The 21,343-nt window shown below is 69.4% G+C and carries 13 protein-coding genes; 8 read left to right on the forward strand and 5 right to left on the reverse strand.

Going from position 1 to position 21,343, the window contains the following annotated elements:
- The first annotated feature begins 4 nt into the window (after positions 1-4).
- Both J2S22_RS08085 and J2S22_RS08090 read left to right on the forward strand, forming a co-directional pair.
- Positions 5-3,262 carry an efflux RND transporter permease subunit gene (locus J2S22_RS08085; protein WP_272776574.1) on the forward strand — a complete coding sequence of 1,086 codons (3,258 nt, stop codon included), beginning with the start codon at positions 5-7 and terminating at the stop codon, positions 3,260-3,262.
- 441 nt (positions 3,263-3,703) lie between these two features.
- The gene (locus J2S22_RS08090) at positions 3,704-4,726 is read left to right on the forward strand and encodes an adenosine deaminase (RefSeq protein WP_272776573.1); all 1,023 of its coding nucleotides are present in this window, start codon (positions 3,704-3,706) and stop codon (positions 4,724-4,726) included.
- A gap of 78 nt (positions 4,727-4,804) precedes the next feature.
- Here the strand turns inward: J2S22_RS08090 and J2S22_RS08095 are convergent, their stop codons facing one another.
- The gene (locus tag J2S22_RS08095) at positions 4,805-5,167 is read right to left on the reverse strand and encodes a hypothetical protein (RefSeq protein WP_272776572.1); all 363 of its coding nucleotides are present in this window, start codon (positions 5,165-5,167) and stop codon (positions 4,805-4,807) included.
- A gap of 305 nt (positions 5,168-5,472) precedes the next feature.
- Between J2S22_RS08095 and J2S22_RS08100 the strand changes: the two genes are divergently transcribed.
- Positions 5,473-6,774: an efflux RND transporter periplasmic adaptor subunit gene (locus J2S22_RS08100; RefSeq protein ID WP_272776571.1), complete on the forward strand. Its 1,302-nt coding sequence runs from the start codon at positions 5,473-5,475 to the stop codon at positions 6,772-6,774.
- Positions 6,775-6,789: 15 nt separating this feature from the next.
- Positions 6,790-9,960, forward strand: coding sequence for an efflux RND transporter permease subunit (locus J2S22_RS08105; protein WP_272776570.1), 3,171 nt, complete (start codon positions 6,790-6,792; stop codon positions 9,958-9,960).
- Between the two features lie 516 nt (positions 9,961-10,476).
- Here J2S22_RS08105 and J2S22_RS08110 read toward each other — a convergent pair.
- The 4 genes from J2S22_RS08110 to J2S22_RS08125 form a co-directional block, all read right to left on the reverse strand.
- Positions 10,477-12,285 carry a glucan ABC transporter ATP-binding protein/ permease gene (locus J2S22_RS08110; protein ID WP_272776559.1) on the reverse strand — a complete coding sequence of 603 codons (1,809 nt, stop codon included), beginning with the start codon at positions 12,283-12,285 and terminating at the stop codon, positions 10,477-10,479.
- A gap of 205 nt (positions 12,286-12,490) precedes the next feature.
- Positions 12,491-14,374 (reverse strand): ferrous iron transporter B, encoded by a 1,884-nt coding sequence (gene feoB, locus J2S22_RS08115; protein ID WP_272776558.1) that lies wholly within the window; start codon positions 14,372-14,374, stop codon positions 12,491-12,493.
- 14 nt (positions 14,375-14,388) lie between these two features.
- Complete coding sequence (locus J2S22_RS08120) at positions 14,389-14,694, reverse strand: FeoA family protein (protein ID WP_272776557.1); 306 nt, start codon at positions 14,692-14,694, stop codon at positions 14,389-14,391.
- A gap of 184 nt (positions 14,695-14,878) precedes the next feature.
- Positions 14,879-16,588 (reverse strand): cation:proton antiporter domain-containing protein, encoded by a 1,710-nt coding sequence (locus J2S22_RS08125; protein WP_272776556.1) that lies wholly within the window; start codon positions 16,586-16,588, stop codon positions 14,879-14,881.
- A gap of 583 nt (positions 16,589-17,171) precedes the next feature.
- On the opposite strand from J2S22_RS08125, the gene J2S22_RS08130 reads away from it, so the two are divergent.
- The 4 genes from J2S22_RS08130 to cynS all read left to right on the forward strand — a co-directional run bounded on the left by J2S22_RS08130 (position 17,172) and on the right by cynS (position 21,219).
- Positions 17,172-18,566 (forward strand): CmpA/NrtA family ABC transporter substrate-binding protein, encoded by a 1,395-nt coding sequence (locus J2S22_RS08130; protein WP_272776555.1) that lies wholly within the window; start codon positions 17,172-17,174, stop codon positions 18,564-18,566.
- A 170-nt stretch (positions 18,567-18,736) separates the two neighbouring features.
- Positions 18,737-19,576, forward strand: coding sequence for a nitrate ABC transporter permease (gene ntrB / locus J2S22_RS08135; protein ID WP_272776554.1), 840 nt, complete (start codon positions 18,737-18,739; stop codon positions 19,574-19,576).
- A 142-nt stretch (positions 19,577-19,718) separates the two neighbouring features.
- Positions 19,719-20,648 carry an ABC transporter ATP-binding protein gene (locus tag J2S22_RS08140; RefSeq protein ID WP_272776553.1) on the forward strand — a complete coding sequence of 310 codons (930 nt, stop codon included), beginning with the start codon at positions 19,719-19,721 and terminating at the stop codon, positions 20,646-20,648.
- 82 nt (positions 20,649-20,730) lie between these two features.
- Positions 20,731-21,219, forward strand: a complete 489-nt coding sequence (cynS, locus tag J2S22_RS08145) for a cyanase (RefSeq protein ID WP_272776552.1) — start codon at positions 20,731-20,733, stop codon at positions 21,217-21,219.
- Positions 21,220-21,343 lie beyond the last annotated feature (124 nt).

The following is a 21,343-nucleotide window of genomic DNA, read 5'->3' on the forward strand; positions in this document are numbered from 1 at the left end:
TCCGATGCTCGCTTCTCTCGTCGACGTCGCGCTGCGCCAGCGCCTCCTCGTCTTCATCGGCGCGATCGCGCTCGCCGTATGGGGCGCCACCGCCTATCAGCGGCTCTCCATCGACGCCTTTCCGGACGTCGCGCCCGTGCAGGTGCTGGTCTCCATGAAGGCGCCCGGCCTGACGCCCGAGGAGCTGGAGAGCCGCGTCACCACGCCGATCGAGCTCGCCGCCCGCGGCATCCCGAACCTCGTGCGCATGCGCTCGACGACGCGCTACGCGGTCGCGCTGCTGACCTTCGAGTTCGCCGACGGCACCGACATCTTCTGGGCCCGCGCCCAGGTCAACGAGCGGCTGCAGGAGGTGCGTAGTCAGCTGCCCGACGACGCCGACGGCGGTCTCGCCCCGATCGTCACGCCGCTCGCCGAGATGGTGATGTTCACCATCGAATCCGACACGCTGACCGCGCAGGAGAAGCGCTCGCTGCTCGACTGGACGATCCGGCCGGCGCTGCGCGGGCTGCCCGGCGTCGCCGACGTCAACGTGCTGGGCGGATTCGTGCGCACCTTCGAGGTGATCCCCTCGGCCTCGGCCATGGCGGCGCGCGGCATCACCACCCAGATGCTCGAGAAGGCGATCGAGAACAACAACAGGAACGACGGCGCCGGGCGCATCCGCAACGGGGAGGAGGCCCTGCTGGTGCGCTCGGAGGGCCGCATCCGCACCCTCGACGACGTGCGCAACACCATCGTGACGGTGCGCAACGGCGCGATCGTGCGGGTCGGCGACGTCGCCGACGTGCGCTTCGGCGCCCTCGCCCGCAACGGCGTCGTCACCGCCGACGCGGCGGGCGAGACCGTGTGGGGCCTGGTGCTCGGCCTGCGCGGCGCCAACGCCCGCACCGTGGTCGACGGGGTGAAGGCGAGACTCGCCGCGCTGCAGCCGCAGCTCCCCGAGAACACCCGCGTCGTGATCTTCTACGACCGCAGCGAGCTGATCGGTGCCGCCGTGTGGACCGTGCAGAAGGTGCTGCTGGAGGCGATCGCGCTCGTCGTCGTCATGCTGCTCCTGTTCCTCGGCAATCTTCGCTCCGCCCTGGTGGTGTCGCTGATCCTGCCGCTCGCCGTGCTCGCCACCTTCGCGGTGATGCGCCAGCTCGGCTGGTCGGCCAACATCATGTCGCTCGGCGGGCTGGCCATCGCCATCGGCCTGCTGGTCGACTGCGCCGTCGTGGTGGTGGAGAACGTCGAGCACCGGCTGTCGACGGTCGAGAGGCCGGATCTCGCGACCCGGCTGCGCCTCACCCTGGACGCGACCCGCGAGGTCGCGGTGCCGCTGGTCTCCGGCGTCGCCATCATCATCGTGGTGTTCACGCCGCTGCTCGCCCTGCAGGGGCTGGAGGGACGGCTGTTCAGCCCTGTCGCGCTCACCATCGTGGTGGCGCTGATCGCGGCGCTCGTTCTCTCGCTCACCGTGGTGCCGGCGATCTCGGCGCATGTGCTGCGCGCCGGCCATCACGCCGACCCGTGGCTGGTGCGCAGGCTGCACGCCGGCTACGACCCGCTGCTCGCCTATGTCATGCGCAAGCCGGTCGCCGTGGTGATGGCGGTGGCGATCGGCGTCGGCGCGGTCGCGGTGGTGTTCCCGCGCATCGGCAGCACCTTCATGCCGGTGATGGACGAGGGCACGCCGGTCGTCACCATCCGCAAGTTCCCCACCATCTCGGTCGACGAGGCGGCGGAGACCGACCTGCGCATCCAGCAGGCGCTGATGGCCGAGATCCCGGAGATCAAGGGCATCATGGCGCGGGCCGGCGCCGACGAGCTCGGCATCGATCCGGTCGGGCTCAACGAGACCGACATGTTCATGACCCTCGCCCCCAAGGACCAGTGGCGCGGGCCCGACACGCGCTGGTTCCTGGGCGAGCTGCGGCGCGTGCTCGACACCATCCCGGGCATCGACTACGCCCTGACCCAGCCGATCGACATGCGCGTGCAGGAGATGATCATCGGGGCGCGCGGCGACGTCGTCGTCAAGGTGTTCGGCGACGACATCGCGACCCTCAACCGGGCGGCCCGCGATGTCGCCGCGGCGATCCGAACCGTGCCGGGCGCCATCGACGTGTTCGCGCTGCGCAACGCCGGGATGCGCTACTTCACCGTGGCGGTCGACCGCGAGAAGGCGGGGCGCTTCGGGCTGAACGCCGACGAGGTGCAGGAGGCGCTGCGCGTCTGGGTCGACGGCCGCCGGCTCGGCCTGGTGCTGGAAGGCCAGGTGCGCACGCCGCTGGTCGTGCGCGGCGAGGAGCGGCTGCGGTCCTCGGCGGCCGACCTCGCCCGGGTGCCGATCGTGCTGCCGGGCGGCGGCACCGTGGAGCTGTCGCAGGTCGCGACCATCGCGGTCGAGGACGGGCCGATCCAGGTGATCCGCGAGGACGGCCAGCGCTTCGCCACCGTGCTGGCGAACGTGCGCGGCCGCGACCTCGTCGGCTTCGTCGACGACGCCAAGGCGGCGGTCGCGGCGCGGGTCGAGATGCCGAAGGGCTACGGGCTCGTCTGGGGCGGCCAGTTCGAGAACCAGCAGCGCGCCGCGGCGCGCCTCACCATCGTGGTGCCGATCGCGCTCGCCGCCATCTTCCTGCTGCTCTACCTCACCTTCGGCTCGCTGCGCCAGGCCACGCTGGTGTTCTGCAACGTGCCGTTCGCCGCCATCGGCGGCGTGGTCGCGCTGTGGGCCTCGGGCGAGTTCCTGTCGGTGCCGGCCTCGGTCGGCTTCATCGCCCTGATGGGAATCGCGGTGCTCAACGGCGTGGTGCTGATCTCCTACATCAACGAGGTCTGCGCCCGCGGCGACCTGCCGTTCCGCGAGGCCGTGATGGAAGGCGCGCGGCGCCGGCTGCGGCCCGTGACGCTCACCGCCTCGATCGCGGCGCTCGGCCTCGTTCCGTTCCTGTTCGCGACCGGGCCCGGCGCCGAGATCCAGCGTCCGCTCGCCATCGTGGTGATCGGCGGCCTCGTCACCGCGACCGCCCTCACCCTGCTCCTCCTGCCGATCCTCTACGACCGCTTCGCCCTGCCGCGCGCCGAGCGCCGCCGCCTCGCCGAGGCGGAGGCCGAGGCACCGGCGGCCGCAGCGGCGGCCGGGGCGGCGCCGCCGGCACCCCCGCCCGCGGCGGCGCCCGCTCCGGCCGCCCCGGCGGTCGCGACCGGCGGTCCCGCCGCCGCGGCAACGGCTCCCGGAAAGGCCGCACCGGCCGACGCGCTGGCGACGTGACGGAGGAGCGGGACGATGCACCTCACCCCGCCCTCCGCTCATCCCCGCGCAAGCGGGGATCCAGGGCCAAACCCACCAGCGCCCGTCGCGCGGCTCCTGGGTCCCCGCCTTCGCGCTACGGGATGCACACATTGCGTGTCACGCATGAAAGCGTCATGCGCGGGCTCGCCCCGCGCATCCATCACCTTCACCAAAAAAGCGTTCTGTGGCAGAGAGATGGATAGTCGGGTCGAGCCCGGCGATGACGTCGGAGGGGGCGGCCGGCGTGTTTGCCTCTCACCGAAACTCCGCAGCTTTTCGAGACCTGTGCATCCCGTAGCGCCTTCGCGGGGACGAGCGGACCCGTGCGCATGAGCTTCGGCTCAGCGCTGGACGACACCTCGCGACGGCCCGATCTGCTATGGTCCGAGGGATTCGAACCCCCGGGGACCTTGCGTGCACATGCCGGACCGCGATCGCCTCATCGCCTGCCTGCCGAAATGCGAACTGCACATCCACATCGAGGGCTCACTCGAGCCCGAGATGGTCTTTTCGCTCGCCCGCCGCAACAACATCCCACTGCCCTGGGACTCGGTCGAGGCGCTGCGCCGCGCCTACGCCTTCGGCTCGCTGCAGGACTTTCTCGACGTCTATTACGTCGGCATGTCGGTGCTGGTCACCGAGCAGGATTTCTACGACCTCGCCTTCGCCTATCTGAGGCGGGCGCACGCCGACAATGTCGTGCATGTCGAGATGTTCTTCGATCCCCAGGGCCACACCAGCCGCGGCATCGCCTTCGACACCGTGGTGAACGGCCTGCATCGGGCGTGCGTGGAGGCGAGTGAAAGCTTCGGCATCCGGGCGAGCCTGATCATGTGCTTCCTGCGCCATCTCGACGAGGCCGACGCGCAGCGCACCCTCGACGCCGCGCTGGCGCACCGCGACCGCATCGTCGGGGTCGGACTCGATTCGTCGGAGAAAGGGCATCCGCCGGAGAAGTTCGCGCATGTGTTCGGCCGCGCCCGCGACGCCGGCTTCCAGCTCTTCGCCCATGCCGGCGAGGAAGGCCCGCCGGACTATGTGTGGCAGGCGCTCGACGTGCTCGGCGTCCGCCGCGTCGACCACGGCAACCGCGCGCTGGAGGATGCCGCCCTGATCTCCCGCCTCGCCCGCGACCGGGTGCCGCTGACCGTGTGCCCGCTCTCCAACCTCCGCCTGCGCGTCGTCCCCGACCTCGCGCATCATCCGCTGCGGCACATGCTGGAGAAGGACCTCACCGTCACGGTGAACTCCGACGATCCGGCCTATTTCGGCGGCTACGTGAACGACAACTTTTCCGCCATCGCCCGGGCGCTGGACCTGTCGCCGGCCGAGATCGTCACGCTCGCCCGGACGAGCTTCTCGGCCGCCATGATGAGCGACGACGAGCGCGCGGCGGCGCTCGCCCGCTTCGATGCGGCGGTGCGGCAGACGGGGGCTCGTTGATTCGTCGTCGTCCGGCGGCGGCGCGCAGGCGCCGAGCCGGGATGGCGTCTTCTACGGAGAGCGCCGCACGCCCGGCTCTCACTTCTTCCCGAACGCATCCCGGAAGGAGTCGAACTTGCCGCCGGTGGTCTTCGGCTTCGCCGATTCGGTCTCCTTGGGCGGCTCGCACGGGACGATGCCCTTGTCGATGACCTGCTGGGTGCGGTTGTCGACCGTGTATTCGCGGCAGTTCCCGAGATAGTCGGCCTTCACCAGCATCCGGCCCCAGCGGCGCACCTCGGCCTCGGGCGGACCGGACGGGCCGAACACACGGGTGGTGAGCGGCACGTAGCCGAGCTGCCGGGCCCCGACCTCCCACCCGGCGAGCGCGACGACCACCAGCCCGACCGCATAGGCGACGAGGGCGGCGATCCCGTGACGGGCGTGGTGTGTCCTGGTCATGGTCTTTCCCATGCAGCCTACCCCCGAGTCGTTAACCGGCGTTTACGATTTCCGCTCGATCTGTCGTCGGCGGCGCGGTCTCACGGCCGGAACGCAGGCCGATGCCTTGATACGCCCCGCGACCGCGCGACCGGGCGCAGCCTGCACGCGATAAGGAAACACACGCGACATGCGCGCGGCGCCGAAAAGCTGATATAAGCAGGCATCGTCTCGCGGATTCCCCGTCCGGACCGTCCCCTGCAGGATGCGCCCGGCCCGCATGGGACAGCCACGTTCCTGGTGCAAGCTAGTTCCGGAAGGACGCCGTGACCGCGCTGGTTCGATCGATCGTGACGGCGGGAGCCGTCGGCCTCTCCCTCGTGCTCGCGGCCTGCGGCGAGCAGAACCAATACGTTCCGCCGCCGCCCCCCAAGGTCTCGGTGGCCAAGCCCGTCCAGCAGGAGGTGACGCGCTTCCTGGAGGCGACCGGCTCGACCGCCGCGGTCAACCAGACCGACCTGGTCGCCCGCGTCGCCGGCTTCGTCCAGGGCATCAGCTACGGCGACGGCGACTACGTGAAGCAGGGCCAGCTCCTGTTCACGATCGAGCCGGAGCCCTACCGGGTGAAGGTGGAGCAGGCCAAGGCGGCCGAGCTCGGCGCCGAGGCCAACCTCAAGCAGCAGCAGATCGTCTACGACCGCCAGGTCGACCTGGTCGCCAAGCAGGCGAGCCCGCAGTCGCTGCTCGACCAGGCGACCGCTGCCCGTGATTCGGCGCAGTCGAACCTCGATCAGTCCAAGGCCAACACCCAGCTCGCCGTGATCAACCAGGGCTACACCCACGTGACCGCGCCCTTCGACGGGGTCGTCACGGCCCGTCAGGTGTCGCTCGGCCAGTATGTCGGCGCCAACGGCCAGCCCACCACGCTCGCCACCATCGTGCAGCTCGAACCCATCTACGTGAACTTCACGATCAGCGAGACCGACGTGCAGCGCATCCGCGACGAGATGCAGCGCCGCGGCCTCACCCGCGACGACATCAGGAAGGTTCCGATCGAGATCGCCACGCAGACCGATACCGGCTGGCCGCATGTCGGCACGCTCGACTACGTGTCGCCGAGCGTGACCGCCTCGACCGGCACGCTGCAGGCCCGCGCCATCCTGGCGAACCAGGACCGCGGCCTGCTGCCCGGCTACTTCGTGCGGGTGCGGGTGCCGATCGAGCGCATCCGCTCCGCCCTGCTGGTGCCCGACACGGCGATCGGCAGCGATCAGGGCGGCCGCTACGTGCTGGTCGTCGCCGCCGACGGCACGGTGGAGCAGCGCAAGGTCGAGGTCGGGCCGCAGGTCGGCGAGCTGCGGGTGATCGAGAAGGGCCTCTCGGCGGACGACCGCGTCGTGGTCGCCGGCAGCCTGCGCGCCGTGCCGGGCCAGAAGGTCGATCCGCAGGCCACGACGATCGCAGCGCCGCCCCCCGCCTCGCTGCCGGCCGCCCCCCCTGCGCCGCCGCCGCTGCCCAACACGCTGCCGGCCGCCCCGAAGGTGGGCGAGCCCGCGCTGCCGCCATCGCCCTCGCCGGCGCCGCCCGCGGTGCCGGGCGGTCTCCCCCGTCCCCGCACCATGCAGTGACGCGGCGAGGCCCGCATGATCTCGAAATTCTTCATCGAGCGGCCCGTTCTCGCGAACGTGCTGGCCATCCTGATGATCGTGATCGGCGCCGTCGCGCTGCTGCGGCTGCCGATCTCGCAGTATCCCGACGTGGTTCCGCCGACCGTCTCGGTGACGACGAGCTATCCGGGCGCCAGCGCCCGCACCGTCATCGACACCGTTGCGCTGCCGATCGAGCAGCAGGTCAACGGCGTCCAGGACATGATCTACATGCAGTCCTACTCGGGGTCCGACGGCAGCTACAGCCTGATCGTGACCTTCGAGATCGGCACCGACCTCGACACCGCGCAGGTGCTGGTGCAGAACCGCGTGGCCACCGCCTTGTCGCAGCTGCCGCAGTCCGTGCAGGTGCAGGGCGTGACGGTGCAGAAGAAGATGACGTCGATTCTGCAGATCGTCACCCTGACCTCGCCGGACGGCCGCTACGACAGCCTCTATCTCGCCAACTACGCGACCATCCGGCTGCGCGACGAGATCTCGCGCCTGTCCGGCGTCGGCAACGTCACGGTGTTCGGCGCCGGCCAGTACTCGATGCGGGTCTGGCTCGATCCGAACAAGATGCAGGCGCGCGCCCTGACCACCCAGGACGTGGTGCAGGCGCTGCAGGGCCAGAACCAGCAGGTGACGGCCGGCCAGGTCGGCATGCAGCCGTCGCCGAAGACTCAGAACTTCCAGTACACGCTCGACGTGCTCGGTCGTCTCGACGATCCCGAGGAGTTCGCCGCCGTCATCGTCAAGACCGGACAGAACGGCGACGTGACGCGGGTGCGCGACATCGGCCGGGTCGAGCTCGGCGCCCAGACCTACAGCCAGGTCTTCACCCAGGACGGCAAGCCGGCCGCCGGCCTCGCGATCTTCCAGTCGCCCGGCGCCAACGCGCTCGACGTCGCCGACCTGGTCAAGGCCAAGATGACGGTGTTGGCCAAGGAGTTCCCGCAGGGCCTGGTCTACGGCGTCCCGTTCGACACCACCATCTTCGTCACCGCGTCGATCAACGAGGTCTACAAGACGCTCTACGAGGCGGCGATCCTGGTGCTGATCGTCATCCTGCTGTTCCTGCAGGACTGGCGCGCCATGCTGGTGCCGGCCACCACGGTGCCGGTGACCATCATCGGCGCCTTCGCCGGCATGGCGGCGCTCGGCTTCACGGTGAACCTCTCCACCCTGTTCGCCATCGTGCTGGCGATCGGCATCGTGGTCGACGACGCCATCGTCGTGGTCGAGGGCGCCGCACACAACATCGAGAAGGGGATGAGCGGCCACGACGCGGCGATTGGCGCCATGACGATCCTGCTCGGCCCGATCATCGGCATCACCCTGGTGCTGATGGCCGTGTTCCTGCCGGCCGCCTTCCTGCCCGGCCTGACCGGTCGCATGTACGCGCAGTTCGCTCTCGTCATCGCCGCGACCGCGCTGCTGTCCGCCATCAACGCCCTCACCCTCAAGCCGACCCAGGCGGCGACCTGGCTGCGCGCGCCGGTGCCACCCGAGCAGCGCAACGCCTTCTTCCGCGGCTTCAACGCCGTCTACGGCAAGGCCGAGCACCTCTACGAGGGGCTGATGAAGCGCATGGTGGCGAAGAGCGCCGCCATGGCCGTGCTGGCGCTCGCCATCATCGGCGGCGCGCTCTTCGGCTTCACCCGGGTGCCGACCGGCTTCCTGCCGATCGAGGATCAGGGCTACATGGTGGCGAGCGTCCAGCTCCCCGACGGCGCCTCGCTCACCCGCACCCAGGCCGTGCTCGACCGCGTCTCCGCCATCGCGGCGAAGACGCCGGGCGTCAGACAGGTGATCACCATCGCCGGCATCTCGCCGCTCGACAACTCGGCCTCGCTCGCCAACGCCGGCGTCGCCTACGTCATGCTGGAGGACTGGGACAAGCGCGGCAAGGGCGAGGATCTGCGCTCGCTGTTCACCGGGCTCAACAACGCCCTCGACGTGATCGAGGAGGCCAAGATCCTCGTCGTGCCGCCACCGCCGATCCAGGGCGTCGGCAACGCCGGCGGCGTGACCATGCAGGTCGAGCTGCGCGACGGCAGCTTCGACCTGCCCAAGCTGCAGGGCATCGTCGACAACTTCGTCGCCAACGCGGCGAGCCAGTCGCAGATCCAGCGGGTGATCTCCACCTTCCGGTCGAGCGCGCCGCAATACCGGGTCGAGGTCGACCGGGTGAAGACCGAGACCCTGCAGGTCTCGCTCGATCAGGTGTTCCAGACGCTCGCCGGCTATCTGGGCTCGACCTATGTCGACCAGTTCAACAAGTTCGGCCGGGTCTTCCAGGTCTACGTGCAGGCCGACGCGGACTTCCGCCAGCGGCTCGACGACGTCCGCAACCTGACGGTCCGCAACACCAAGGGCGACATGATCCCGCTCGGCACGCTGATGACCATCACACCGACCGTCGGGGCGCCGCTGATCAGCCTGTACAATCTCTATCCGTCGGCCACCATCGTGGCGCTGCCGGCAGCCGGCGTGTCGACCGGCCAGACGATGCGGCTCATGGAGGAGATCGCGGCCCGCACCCTGCCGCCGGGCGCCGGCATCGAATGGACGGCGATGTCGTACCAGGAGAAGATCGTCGGCAACCAGATGTTCATGGTTTTCGCCCTGTCGATTCTGCTGGTCTATCTGGTGCTGGCCGGGCAGTACGAGAGCTGGTGGGCGCCGATCTCGGTGGTGCTCGCCGTGCCGCTCTCGCTGCTCGGCCCGGTCGCGGTCCTCAACGCGCTGAAGATCGACAACAACCTCTATGTCCAGATCGGCCTCGTGCTGCTGATCGCGCTCTCCGCCAAGAACGCCATCCTGATCGTCGAGTTCGCCCGCGAGACCCGGGCCGCCGGCAAGAGCATCCTGGACTCGGCCGTGGAGGGCGCGCGCGAACGATTCCGGCCGATCCTGATGACGTCGTTCGCCTTCATCCTCGGCGTCGCGCCGCTGGTGGTGGCGACCGGCGCCGGCGCCTCGGCCCGGGCCTCGATCGGCATCACGGTGTTCTCGGGCATGATCGCCTCGACCTGCCTCGCCGTGCTGTTCGTGCCGTCCTTCTTCGTCCTGACGCAGCGGTGGGAGGAGCACCTCGCCGCGCGCAAGGCGAGGAAGGACGCGGCGAAGAAGGGCAGCGAGCCGACGGCGACACCGGCGGAGTGAGGCTTTCGGCTGACGCCCAATCGCACGATCCTCGCGATGGTGGTCGTCCGCGGAGGCGAGGGCTTTGCAGAATTCGTCATTCCGGGAGGACGCGGAACGTCGGACCCGGAATCCAGCCCAGAATGCCGAGTTCGGAGCTGGATTCCGGGTTCGCGCCTTCGGCGCGCCCCGGAATGACGGATTCTGCAAAGCCCTCGCGGAGGCGGACGACCCAGGATCCGCGGCTTCCGGTGTTCAACCCCGCAAGGCTGCGGCGGACCGGGTGCTCCGCCTTCGCGCTACGGCATGCACAGATCCCGAAAGCGCCGGCGAACTCAGTGCGTCGCGTTTTTCGGCGTCATCGCCGGGCTCGACTCGGCGATCCATCCGCCTCGAAGAACATGACTGCTTACGAAGAGTGATGGATGCGCAGGTCGAGCCCGCGCATGACGGCTTGCATGCGCGGCGCACGATGTGCATCCCATAGCGCCTTCGCGGAGCACGGCGACGGAGAGGCCGAAGACCGCGGCCCGGCCTCTATCCCGGCAGGCCGGCGGCCGCCGCGGCGGCGTCGCCTTCGGCGGCCGTGCCGGGGCCGGCGGCGATGAACTGGTCGCGGGCGAGCTCGGCGAAGCGGCCGTCCTTCGCCATCAGTTCGTCGAACGTGCCCTGCTCGACCACGCGCCCGTGCTCGAACATCAGGATGCGGTCGGCGCGCCGCACCGTGGCGAGGCGGTGGGCGATCACGAAGGTGGTGCGGCCCTTCATCACCTCGTCGAGCGCCGCCATCAGCCGCGTCTCCGTCTTGGCGTCGAGCGCCGAGGTCGGCTCGTCGAGGATCAGGATCGGCGGCTCCTTGAGGAGCGCGCGGGCGATGGAGAGGCGCTGGCGCTCGCCGCCCGACAGGCTGCGGCCGCGCTCTCCGACCCGGGCGTCGAAGCCGCCGGGGGTGCGGGCGATGAACTCCATGGCCTGGGCCCGCTCGGCGGCGAGCCGCAGCTCGGCGTCGGTCGCGTCGGGCTTGCCGATGCGCAGGTTCTCGGCGATCGAGCGGTTGAACATCAGGCCCTCCTGGAACACAACGCCGATGTTCCGCCGCAGCGCCGAGAGCGTCATGGTGCGGATGTCGATGCCGTCGATCCGGATGGTGCCGGACTGCGGGTCGAAGGCGCGGTGCAGGAGCGCCAGCGCCGTCGTCTTGCCGGCCCCGGTGGTGCCGACGAAGGCGATGGTCTCGCCCGGCTTCGCCGTGACGGTGAGATCGGCGACGGCGGCCCGCTTGCCGTCGTAGGAGAACGACACGTCCTCGAACGCGACGAGGCCCTGGAGCCGGCCGGGATCGACGGCGCCGGGCCGGTCGCGGATCTCCGGCACGGTGTCGAACACCTCGAAGAACTCTGCCAGCCGCGGCGCCTCGGCGAACACCCGGTTGACGAACCACACGGCGTCCTGCAGCCGCGCGATCAGCATGGTGGCGAAGCCCATGAAGGTGACGATCTCGCCGACCGAGGCGAGGCCGTAGACGTTCAGCCAGGTGCCGAGCAGCACGATCGCCAGCATGGTGAGGGTGGTCGACGCGCGGGTCAGCACCGCCACCACGGCCCACCAGGACAGCACCGGGATCTGGGCGGCGAGCAGCCGGTCGATGACGGTCTTGAGCCCCGTCACCTCGGCCTCGACCCGGGCGAAGGAGTGCACCAGGGCGACATTGCCGAGCGTGTCGGAGGCGCGCTCGGCGAGCTCCGAATAGTTGGTCTCGACCAGACGCTGCAGCGTCTCGGTCTTGCGCATCACGAAGGCGGTGAGCACCGCGAAGACGACGCAGAGCGCGACGAGCAGCAGCGCCAGCCGCCAGTTGAGGACGAGAGCGAGCGGCAGCAGCACGAAGAACGACACGAAGGCCGCGAGGTTGTCGCGGAAGAAGGCGAGCCACAGGCCCCACAGCGCGTCGGTGCCCTGCAGCATCACCTTCATCAGCCGGCCCGAATGGGTGGCGCCGTGGAAGGCGAGCGGCTGCTCCAGCACGCGCTCGAAATAGCTCGCCAGGACCGCCTGACGCTGCTGGTGGGCGAGCCGGTCGGCATAGAGCGCGGTGAGCGTGCCGCAGGCGATGTTGAACAGGCCGAACACCGCCCAGGCGGCCAGGAGGGTCGCGAGCGTCGACCAGGCGAAGGCGCTTCCCGGGACCGCGGCGCGCGACAGCGTGTCGACGACGCGGCCGAACAGCACCGGCTCGGCGAACTGCGCGGCCGCCAGCGCCAGGTTGGCGAAGGCCAGGGTCCAGGCGAGACGCTTCACCGGCGCCAGCAGCGCCAGCGCGCGCACATAGAGACGGAAGACGTTCATGACGACCTGCCGGAACGAGTCAGCGGCGGCCTTTATAGCAGGTCTTTCCGGGATCGTTCGGGGTGCACTGGCTCTGTCGTCCCGGGGCGGCGCGACGCGCCGGGCCCGGGACTCATGACCCCTGTGTTTCGTGAGCCATCGGCACCGGGGATATGGATTCCGGGCTCGCGGACCTGCGGTCCGCGCCCCGGAATGACCCGGTCTGCTACCCCGCCGCGAGCAGGCGGGTGACGTTGTAGGTGACGAAGGCGGCCGCGTAGGCGAGCGCGATCATGTAGCCGAACGACACCGCCATCCAACGCCAGCCGCCGGTCTCGCGGCGGATCACGGCGAGCGTCGAGGCGCATTGGGGCGCGAAGATGTACCAGGCGAGCAGGGCGAGCGCCGTGGCGAGGCTCCAGCTCTGGGCCAGCGTCGCCCCGATCTTGTCGGCCGCCTCGGCGCCGCCCTCGATGGCGTAGACGGTGCCGAGCGCCGCCACCGCGACCTCGCGGGCCGCCATGCCGGGCACCAGCGCCACGTTGATGTGCCAGTCGAACCCGATCGGGGCCGTGATCGGCTCCAGCGCCTTGCCGATCCAGGCGGCGAGGCTGTAGTCGATGGCCGGCTCGGTGGCGCCCTCGGGCGGCCGCGGGAACGAGGCCAGGAACCAGATCAGCACCATCATCGAGAAGATGGTGGTGCCGGCCCGCTTCAGGAACATCATCGCCTTGGTGTAGAGGCCGATCAGCACGCTCTTGGGGCGCGGCAGCTTGTAGTCCGGCAGCTCGAGCATGAACGGCTCGGTCGGGTGGTCGCGCCAGAACAGCCGCTTGGCGACGAACGACACCAAGAGCGCGCTGGCGATCCCGATGGCGTAGAGCCCGAACATCACGAGCCCCTGCAGCGAGAACAGGCCGAGCACCTCCTCGTCCGGCACGAAGGCCGAGATGATCAGCACGTAGACCGGGATGCGGGCCGAGCAGGTCATCAGCGGCGCCACCAGGATGGTGGTCAGCCGGTCGCGCCGGTTGTCGATCACGCGGGTCGCCATGATACCCGGGATGGCGCAGGCGAAGCTCGACAGCAGCGGGATGAAGGCACGCCCGTGCAGGCCCGCACCGCCCATCACGCGATCCATGAGGAACGCGGCGCGTGCGAGGTAACCCAGATCCTCGAGCACCAGGATGAAGAAGAACAGGATGACGATCTGCGGCAGGAACACCAGCACGCTGCCGACGCCGGCGATGACGCCGTCCTGGACGAAGCTCTGCAGCAGGCCTTCCGGCAGATAGGCCTGGACCAGCGCGCCGAGCGCCTCGAAGCCGGCCTTGATGCCCTCCATGGCCGGCTGCGCCCAGGTGAACACCGCCTGGAACATGACGAACAGCACGGCGAGCAGGATGACGATGCCGAACACCGGATGCAGCAGCACCGTGTCGAGCCGCCCGGTCAGGGTGTCGGGCCGGCCCGGTGCCTTCACGGCGGCGGCCAGGATGCGGTCGGCCTCTCGCTGGGTGGCGCGCAGCTCGGACGCCGTCGGCACGGCCCAGGTGCCGGCCGCGGCCTTTGCCGGAGGGGCCGCGATCAGCGCGTCCATGCGGCCGACCAGGTCCTCGACGCCGCCGCGGCGTACCGCCGTCGAGGTGACGACCGGAATGCCGAGCTCCTCCGACAGCCGGTCGAGGTCGAACTCGAAACCGCGCTTCCTGGCGATGTCGATCATGTTGAGGGCGAGCATCATGGGCCGCCCGACCTTCTTGAGCTCCAGCACCAGGCGCAGCGCGATGCGCAGGTTGGTGGCGTCGGCGACGCACAGGAGCATGTCGGGGGCCGACTCGCCGGCGAGCTTGCCGAGCACGGCGTCGCGGGTCACCTGCTCGTCCGGGCTGCGGGCGCGCAGGGAATAGGTGCCGGGAAGGTCGAGGAGATGGACGCTGCGGCCGGACGGCGTCTGGAACTGGCCCGACTTCCGCTCGACCGTGACGCCCGGATAGTTGGCCACCTTCTGGCGGCTGCCGGTCAGGGCGTTGAACAGGGCCGTCTTGCCGCAGTTCGGGTTGCCGACCAGGGCCAGATGCCACGGCCCGACCGGTTCGGCGGCGCTCATGTCGGAAACCCGGATCAGCTCACCAGGATCGCCATCGCTTCGCGGCGGCGCAGCGCGATGGTCGCGTCGTTGACCCGCACGGCGATCGGATCGCGGCCGAAAGTCCCCTCGTGCAGGATCTCCACCCGGGCGCCCTCGACGAAACCGAGCTCGAGCAGCCGGCTCTCCAGCTCGCCGGCCGGCAGGCCGGCCGCGTGCCCGGTGGCGGCGATCGCGTCGATGCGGCCGCAGAAGCCGCGTCGCGCCGTGCCGAGCGGGAGGGGAGATGCCGAGGCCGACAACGCGGCGACGGTCTGCACGTCCGGAAACACATGAGCCATGAGGACGCCTCGGTTCTGAAATCGCAACTGCGAACCAATGTCAGGTTGTCTTGGAGCGGGCCCTCGGAGTCAAGAAAATATCTACGAAACGTCAGTAAGTTAGAAAGCTTGCAAAGTAGCCGGGCGGCGCGACGGGGACGGGGCGACGCGGGCGCAGTCCGCCCGGACTAGTGCCGCGCCGCCGTCAGGCCGGCGAAGCCTCGGGACGGGCGCGGGCGCGCAGCCGGTTGACGGTGTCCTGCGCCTCCTCGGCGGAAACGCCCAGGCGCTGCAGGGCGAAGTCCGACATGCCGAAGGCGATCTCCCGCTCGCCCATGACGGCGAGCCCGACCCCGGCATCGGCGAGATAGAGGGCCTCGGCATCCGAATGGGTGCGCACCACCGTCTCGATCGTCGGGTTGAGGGCGCGGGCGAGCGCGATCACCCGGCGAGCGTGGAACGCATCGGGCAGCGCCACCACGATCAGCCGGGCCAGTTCCGGAAAGGTGGCGCCGAGAACCTCGGGACGGCTGGCGTCCCCGTAGACCACGGGGGTGCCCTCGTCGCGCAGCCGCTCGGCCAGCCGACGGTCGGATTCGACCACCACGAAATCGAGGCCGTGCCGGCGCAAGGCGGTCGCGACGGTCGAGCCGACCCGCCCGTGCCCGACCAGGATGGCGTGATCGACGAGCATGCCCGGCCGTGACGTGAACGACAGGAGCTCGTGATCGCGCCAGCGGACCACCGCGGGCCGCTCGCCGAGCCAAGCCGCGACCCTCAGGGCGATCGGAAACATCAGCGGGTTGAGCATGATGGCGACCAGCGCCGCAGCCAGCACGAGGTCGCGGCCGATGCCGGGCAGGAGCCCGTGGCGAACCGCGAGGTCGGACAGGATGAAGGAGAACTCGCCGATCTGGGCGAAGGTCGCACCGACCACGCCGGCCGTTTCCGGGCTCGCCCGCAGGACCAGCAGGATCGCCATGGTGACGAGCCCGGTGCCGACCCCGATGGTGACCACGAGGGTGGCGATCTCGAGCGGCATGCGCACGATCGTCGCCGGGTCGAACAGCATGCCGGCCGAAACGAAGAACAGCACGGCGAAGACGTGCTGCATGGGCAGCGCCTCGGCGGCGGCGTGATGGTTGAGGTCGCTCTCGCCCAGCACCACGCCGGCGAAGAAGGCGGCGAGCGCCAGCGAGATGCCGAACAGCAGCGACGCTCCCCAGGCGATGCCGAGCGCGATCACCACCACGGCGAGGGTGAACAGCTCGCGCGAGCCGAGCCGCGCCACGTAGCCGAGCAGCGCCGGGATCGCCCGCCGGCCGACCACCAGGATGATGACGACGAAGCCGACGAGCTGCAGCACGGCCCGGCCGAGCTCGACCGCGAAGTCGCCGGCCGTGGCGGCACCCGAGCCGAGCGCCGGAATCAGCACCAGCGCCAGGATCACCACCATGTCCTGGACGACCAGCCAGCCGAGCGCCATGCGGCCGGCCGGCGCAGTGAGCTGGCCGCGCTGGTCGAGCGCCCGGGTCGCCACCGCCGTCGAGGCGATGGCGAGCGACAGGCCGACGATGACGGACGCGACCGGATCGAGGCCGAGGACCCAGGCGGCCACCGCCCAGCCGATCGCGGTCGAGGCGGCGATCTGGACCAGGGCCCCCGGCACCGCCGTGGTGCGCACCGCCAGGAGGTCGCGGAAGGAGAAATGCAACCCCACGCCGAACAGCAGCAGCGCGACCCCGATCTCGGCCAGCTCGTTGGCGATCGCCTGGTCGGCGATGAACCCCGGCGTGAACGGCCCGACCACGATGCCGGCGACCAGATAGCCGAGCATCGGCGGCAGACGTATTGCACGGGCCACGACGCCGCCCAGGAAGGCGATCGTCAGGCTGACCACCAGGGTCGACAGCAATCCTCCGTGTCCGATCATGAGTGTCCGATCACGACGTATCCGATCATGCGGGCCCGGCCGCCGGTGCCACGATCATGGTCCATGATCATGGTCCATGATCATGGTCCAGGTCATGGTCCAGGTCATGGACGCGCGGCGCCGACCGCCCGGGGTGGTTGCGACCTCCCGTCACGCGGCGGCACGGCGGCTCAGGATAAGGTGGAATCGGTAGGCAGAATCTTGCGGCAGCGCATTTTTTCGGCGGTGCCGGTGCCCGCGGCGTCCGCCGGAACGGTCCGGCGCCGCCTGCGGGGTTTTGCGAAGGGAACAAACCACGGAAATCGTTCACGGAACTCTGTTCGTGCTTCGTTGCGCCGGCGCTGCCATCCGAAACGTCAGCCGGCGGGGCGACGCGCCTGCACGAAGACGTGCGCATGCGCCTGCCGCGCCAGGGGTCAGCCGCGCCCGCTTTCTAGGCATTGCATACACCAACTGCATACAACCGGCCGGTGCCAGCATCGGAATTCGTCGCGCCACTTTTTGGCACATGCCTTGCAAAACCGCTCCACGGCCCGCCGGCCCGGCGGCGACACGGAGTGCCCTCATGTCGATTTTCGACGATCCCTTTCGAAGCGATCGCCGGCTGACGTCCGGCTGCGCCTGCGGTCGCCATGCGAGCCAGACCGAGCACGACCAGGCCGTCCGGGCGGAAGCGCTGCAGATGCAGCAGGCCGCCGCGGCCGCGGAGGAGGAGCGCTACAAGGGCGTGGTCGCCTCCGCCGTGATGCGGGCGATGTTCCCCAAGGACGCGGCCCGCCGCGCCTTCCTGAAGTCGGTCGGCGCCTCGACGGCGGTCGCCGCGCTGTCGCAGTTCTTCCCGCTCGGCACCGCGACCGAGGTGTTCGCGCAAGGCGCGGGCGCGCTGGAGAAGAAGGACCTGAAGGTCGGCTTCATCCCGATCACCTGCGCCACCCCGATCATCATGGCGCATCCGATGGGCTTCTACGCGAAGCACGGGCTGAACGTCGAGGTGGTGAAGACGGCCGGCTGGGCCGTGGTACGCGACAAGACGCTCAACAAGGAATACGACGCCGCCCACATGCTGTCGCCGATGCCGCTCGCCATCACGCTCGGCGCCGGCTCCAATCCGATTCCCTACACCATGCCGGCGGTGGAGAACATCAACGGCCAGGCGATCACGCTGGCCATCAAGCACAAGGACAAGCGCGATCCGAAGTCGTGGAAGGGCTTCAAGTTCGCGGTGCCGTTCGACTACTCGATGCACAACTACCTGCTGCGCTACTACGTGGCGGAGCACGGGCTCGACCCCGACCAGGACATCCAGATCCGCGCCGTGCCGCCGCCCGAGATGGTGGCCAACCTGCGCGCCGACAACATCGATGGCTTCCTCGCCCCCGACCCGGTGAACCAGCGCGCCGTCTACGACGGCGTCGGCTTCATTCACGTGCTGTCGAAGGACATCTGGGACCGCCATCCCTGCTGCGCCTTCGCCGCCTCGAAGGAGTTCGTGACGACCGCGCCGAACACCTATGCGGCGCTGCTGAAGGCCATCATCGACGCCACCGCCTACGCCACCAAGGCCGAGAACCGCAAGGCGATCGCCGAGGCGATCGCGCCGGCCAACTATCTCAACCAGCCCGTCACCGTGGTCGAGCAGGTGCTCACCGGCACGTTCGCCGACGGGCTCGGCAACGTGAGGAAGGTGCCGGACCGGATCGACTTCGATCCGTTCCCGTGGGAATCCTTCGCGGTGTGGATCCTCACCCAGATGAAGCGCTGGGGCCAGATCAAGGGCGACGTCGACTACAAGGCGGTGGCCAGCCAGGTGTTCCTGGCGACCGACACGGCCCGCCTGATGAAGGAGGTCGGGCTGACGCCGCCGACCGCCACGACCAAGAGCTTCTCGGTGATGGGCAAGACCTTCGATCCGGCCAAGCCCGAGGAGTACGTGGCGAGCTTCAAGATCAAGCGGGCGTAACAACCGGCGGGGCTCCCAATCCGGCCCGTCATGGCCGGGCTCGTCCCGGCCAGCCACGTCGCTTTCTCGGCGTCGACCCGAGGCATGGATGCCCGCGACGAGCGCGGGCATGACGGCTCGGAGAGCGGCGCCGCTTCCATCAAGCGCCGAAGTCCCTTTCAGGAGCTCGGATGACCCGTTCCCTCACCTTCCGTGCGGCGATCGTCTCTATCCTGCTGTTCGCCGCCTTCGTGCTGGTGTGGCACCTGGCGACGCGCGGCTCGGGCGCGACGGTCGCGATGGATCCCGAATACGCCAAGCTGATGGGTGCAACCGCGACGACCGGCAAGTCGGCGATGCCGGGACCGCTCGACGTCGGCGCCACCGTGTGGGGTCACCTGAAGGATCCGTTCTACGACCGCGGCACCAACGACAAGGGGCTGGGCATCCAGCTCGGCTGGTCGATCCTGCGGGTGACGATCGGCTATCTGCTGGCCGTGCTGGTGGCGATCCCGATCGGTTTCCTGATCGGCATGTCGCCGCTGATGAGCAAGGCACTCGATCCCTTCATTCAGGTGCTCAAGCCGATCTCGCCGCTCGCCTGGATGCCGCTCGCGCTCTACACCATCAAGGACTCGGGTCTGTCGGCCGTGTTCGTCATCTTCATCTGCTCGCTATGGCCGATGCTGGTGAACACCGCCTTCGGCGTCGCCTCGGTCCGCAAGGAATGGATCAACGTCGCCCGCACGCTCGAGGTCGGCACCCTGCGCCGCATCTTCACGGTGCTGCTGCCCGCCGCGGCGCCGACGATCCTGACCGGCATGCGCATCTCGATCGGCATCGCATGGCTCGTCATCGTCGCGGCCGAGATGCTGGTCGGCGGCACCGGCATCGGCTACTTCGTCTGGAACGAGTGGAACAACCTCTCCATCACCAACGTCATCACGGCCATCCTGGTCATCGGCGTCGTCGGCATGATCCTCGATCAGCTCCTCGCCCGCGCCACCCGCGCCGTCACGTTCCCGGAGTGAAGGGGATGCCGCTCAGCCATTCGTCCATTGCTCGTCGTGGCCGGGCTCGTCCCGGCCATCCACGCCTTCCTTTCAGCGCCCGCATCGAGACGTGGATGCCCGCGACGAGCGCGGACATGACGGCAGAGAGCATGGCCAGCCCATGACCGACAAGTTCATCTCCATCGAAGGCATCTCCAAGCGCTTCCCGGCGGCGGGGGGCGGCACCACGACGGTGTTCGAGGATCTGTGGCTCGGCATGGAGCGCGGCACCTTCACCTGCGTGATCGGGCACTCGGGCTGCGGCAAGACGACCGTCCTCAACGTGCTGGCCGGGCTCGACCGGCCGAGCGACGGCGCCGTCATCGTCGACAACCAGTCGATCGAGGGCCCGAGCCTCGACCGCGCCGTGATCTTCCAGAGCCACGCGCTGCTGCCGTGGCTCACCGTGATGGGCAACGTCGCCTATGCGGTGGCGTCGAAATGGCGGCGCTGGTCGCGCGCCCAGGTCGAGGAGCACGCCCAGAGATTCATCGCCCTGGTCGGACTGTCGGGGGCCGAGCGAAAGCGTCCGGCGGAGCTCTCCGGCGGAATGAAGCAGCGCGTCGGCATCGCCCGCGCGCTGTCGATCGAGCCGAAGATCCTGCTGATGGACGAGCCGTTCTCGGCGCTCGACGCGCTCACCCGCGGGACCCTGCAGGACGAGGTGCGGCGCATCTGCCAGGAGACCGGTCAGACCGTGTTCATGATCACCCACGACGTCGACGAGGCGATCTATCTGGCCGACCGCATCGTGCTGATGACCAACGGCCCGCAAGCCGTGCTGGCCGAGATCGTCGACAACCCGCTGCCCGCCGACCGCGCCCGCGACGACGTCCACAAGCATCCGCTCTACTACGCGGTGCGCAACCACGTCGTCGATTTCCTGGTGACACGCTCGAAGAGCTACACTGACGCCGACAAGGCGGCGCTCGACCGCCGCAATCCGCCGATCGTCCGCCCAGGCGCGCCGGAGCCGGCGATCGTCAGCGGCGAGTCCGCATCGCCGTCATGGCCGGGCTTGTCCCGGCCATCCACTTCCCACGCCGGCTGACGGACGCAAGACGTGGATGGCCGGCACGAGGCCGGCCATGACACAGACCGTTTTCAGATCACCATCTCGAAGGAGACCCGTCATGATCCGTGCCGACCTCACCGAGAAGCTCCTCGACATCAAGCGCGAGAAGGGCTGGACCTGGAAGTACATCTGCGACGAGATCGGCGGCTTCTCGCCGGTGCTGATCGTCGGGGCGCTGCTCGGCCAGCACAAGCTGACCAAGCCGCAGGCCGCCAAGGCGGGCGAGCTGTTCGGCCTCGACAAGGCCGAGACCGCGATGCTCAACGAGGTGCCGATGCGCGGCGCCGACGCCGTGATACCGCCGACCGACCCGCTGATCTACCGCTTCTACGAGCTCGTGATGGTCAACGGGCCGGCCTGGAAGGCGCTGATCGAGGAGGAGTTCGGCGACGGCATCATGTCGGCGATCGACTTCGACATGGTGATGGAGCGCCAGCCCGACCCGAAGGGCGACCGCGTCAAGATCTCGATGTCGGGCAAGTTCCTGCCCTACAAGTACTACGGCGCCACCGGCAACGTCCCGGCCTACGGCTTCAAGGAGGAATAGGCGCGTCGTGTGCCATCGTGCACGGGTCCGCCCGTGCACGATGGCTTAGACATGAATGTCCGGCTCGGCATCCTGTGCGGGAGCGGCGTCTCGCCGACGCTCCCCGGGCCCGGTCGACCGCAGC

This window comes from Rhodoplanes tepidamans, assembly GCF_030813915.1.
Classification (GTDB): domain Bacteria; phylum Pseudomonadota; class Alphaproteobacteria; order Rhizobiales; family Xanthobacteraceae; genus Rhodoplanes; species Rhodoplanes tepidamans.

What these genes read in the sequence shown, in the direction of transcription:
- J2S22_RS08085 (WP_272776574.1), top strand. Translation starts at nt 5, where the DNA reads ATGCTCGCTTCTCTCGTCGACGTCGCGCTGCGCCAGCGCCTCCTCGTC.
- J2S22_RS08090 (WP_272776573.1), top strand. Translation starts at nt 3,704, where the DNA reads ATGCCGGACCGCGATCGCCTCATCGCCTGCCTGCCGAAATGCGAACTG.
- J2S22_RS08095 (WP_272776572.1), bottom strand. Translation starts at nt 5,167, where the DNA reads ATGACCAGGACACACCACGCCCGTCACGGGATCGCCGCCCTCGTCGCC.
- J2S22_RS08105 (WP_272776570.1), top strand. Translation starts at nt 6,790, where the DNA reads ATGATCTCGAAATTCTTCATCGAGCGGCCCGTTCTCGCGAACGTGCTG.
- J2S22_RS08110 (WP_272776559.1), bottom strand. Translation starts at nt 12,285, where the DNA reads ATGAACGTCTTCCGTCTCTATGTGCGCGCGCTGGCGCTGCTGGCGCCG.
- feoB (WP_272776558.1), bottom strand. Translation starts at nt 14,374, where the DNA reads ATGAGCGCCGCCGAACCGGTCGGGCCGTGGCATCTGGCCCTGGTCGGC.
- J2S22_RS08120 (WP_272776557.1), bottom strand. Translation starts at nt 14,694, where the DNA reads ATGGCTCATGTGTTTCCGGACGTGCAGACCGTCGCCGCGTTGTCGGCC.
- J2S22_RS08130 (WP_272776555.1), top strand. Translation starts at nt 17,172, where the DNA reads ATGTCGATTTTCGACGATCCCTTTCGAAGCGATCGCCGGCTGACGTCC.
- ntrB (WP_272776554.1), top strand. Translation starts at nt 18,737, where the DNA reads ATGACCCGTTCCCTCACCTTCCGTGCGGCGATCGTCTCTATCCTGCTG.
- J2S22_RS08140 (WP_272776553.1), top strand. Translation starts at nt 19,719, where the DNA reads ATGACCGACAAGTTCATCTCCATCGAAGGCATCTCCAAGCGCTTCCCG.
- cynS (WP_272776552.1), top strand. Translation starts at nt 20,731, where the DNA reads ATGATCCGTGCCGACCTCACCGAGAAGCTCCTCGACATCAAGCGCGAG.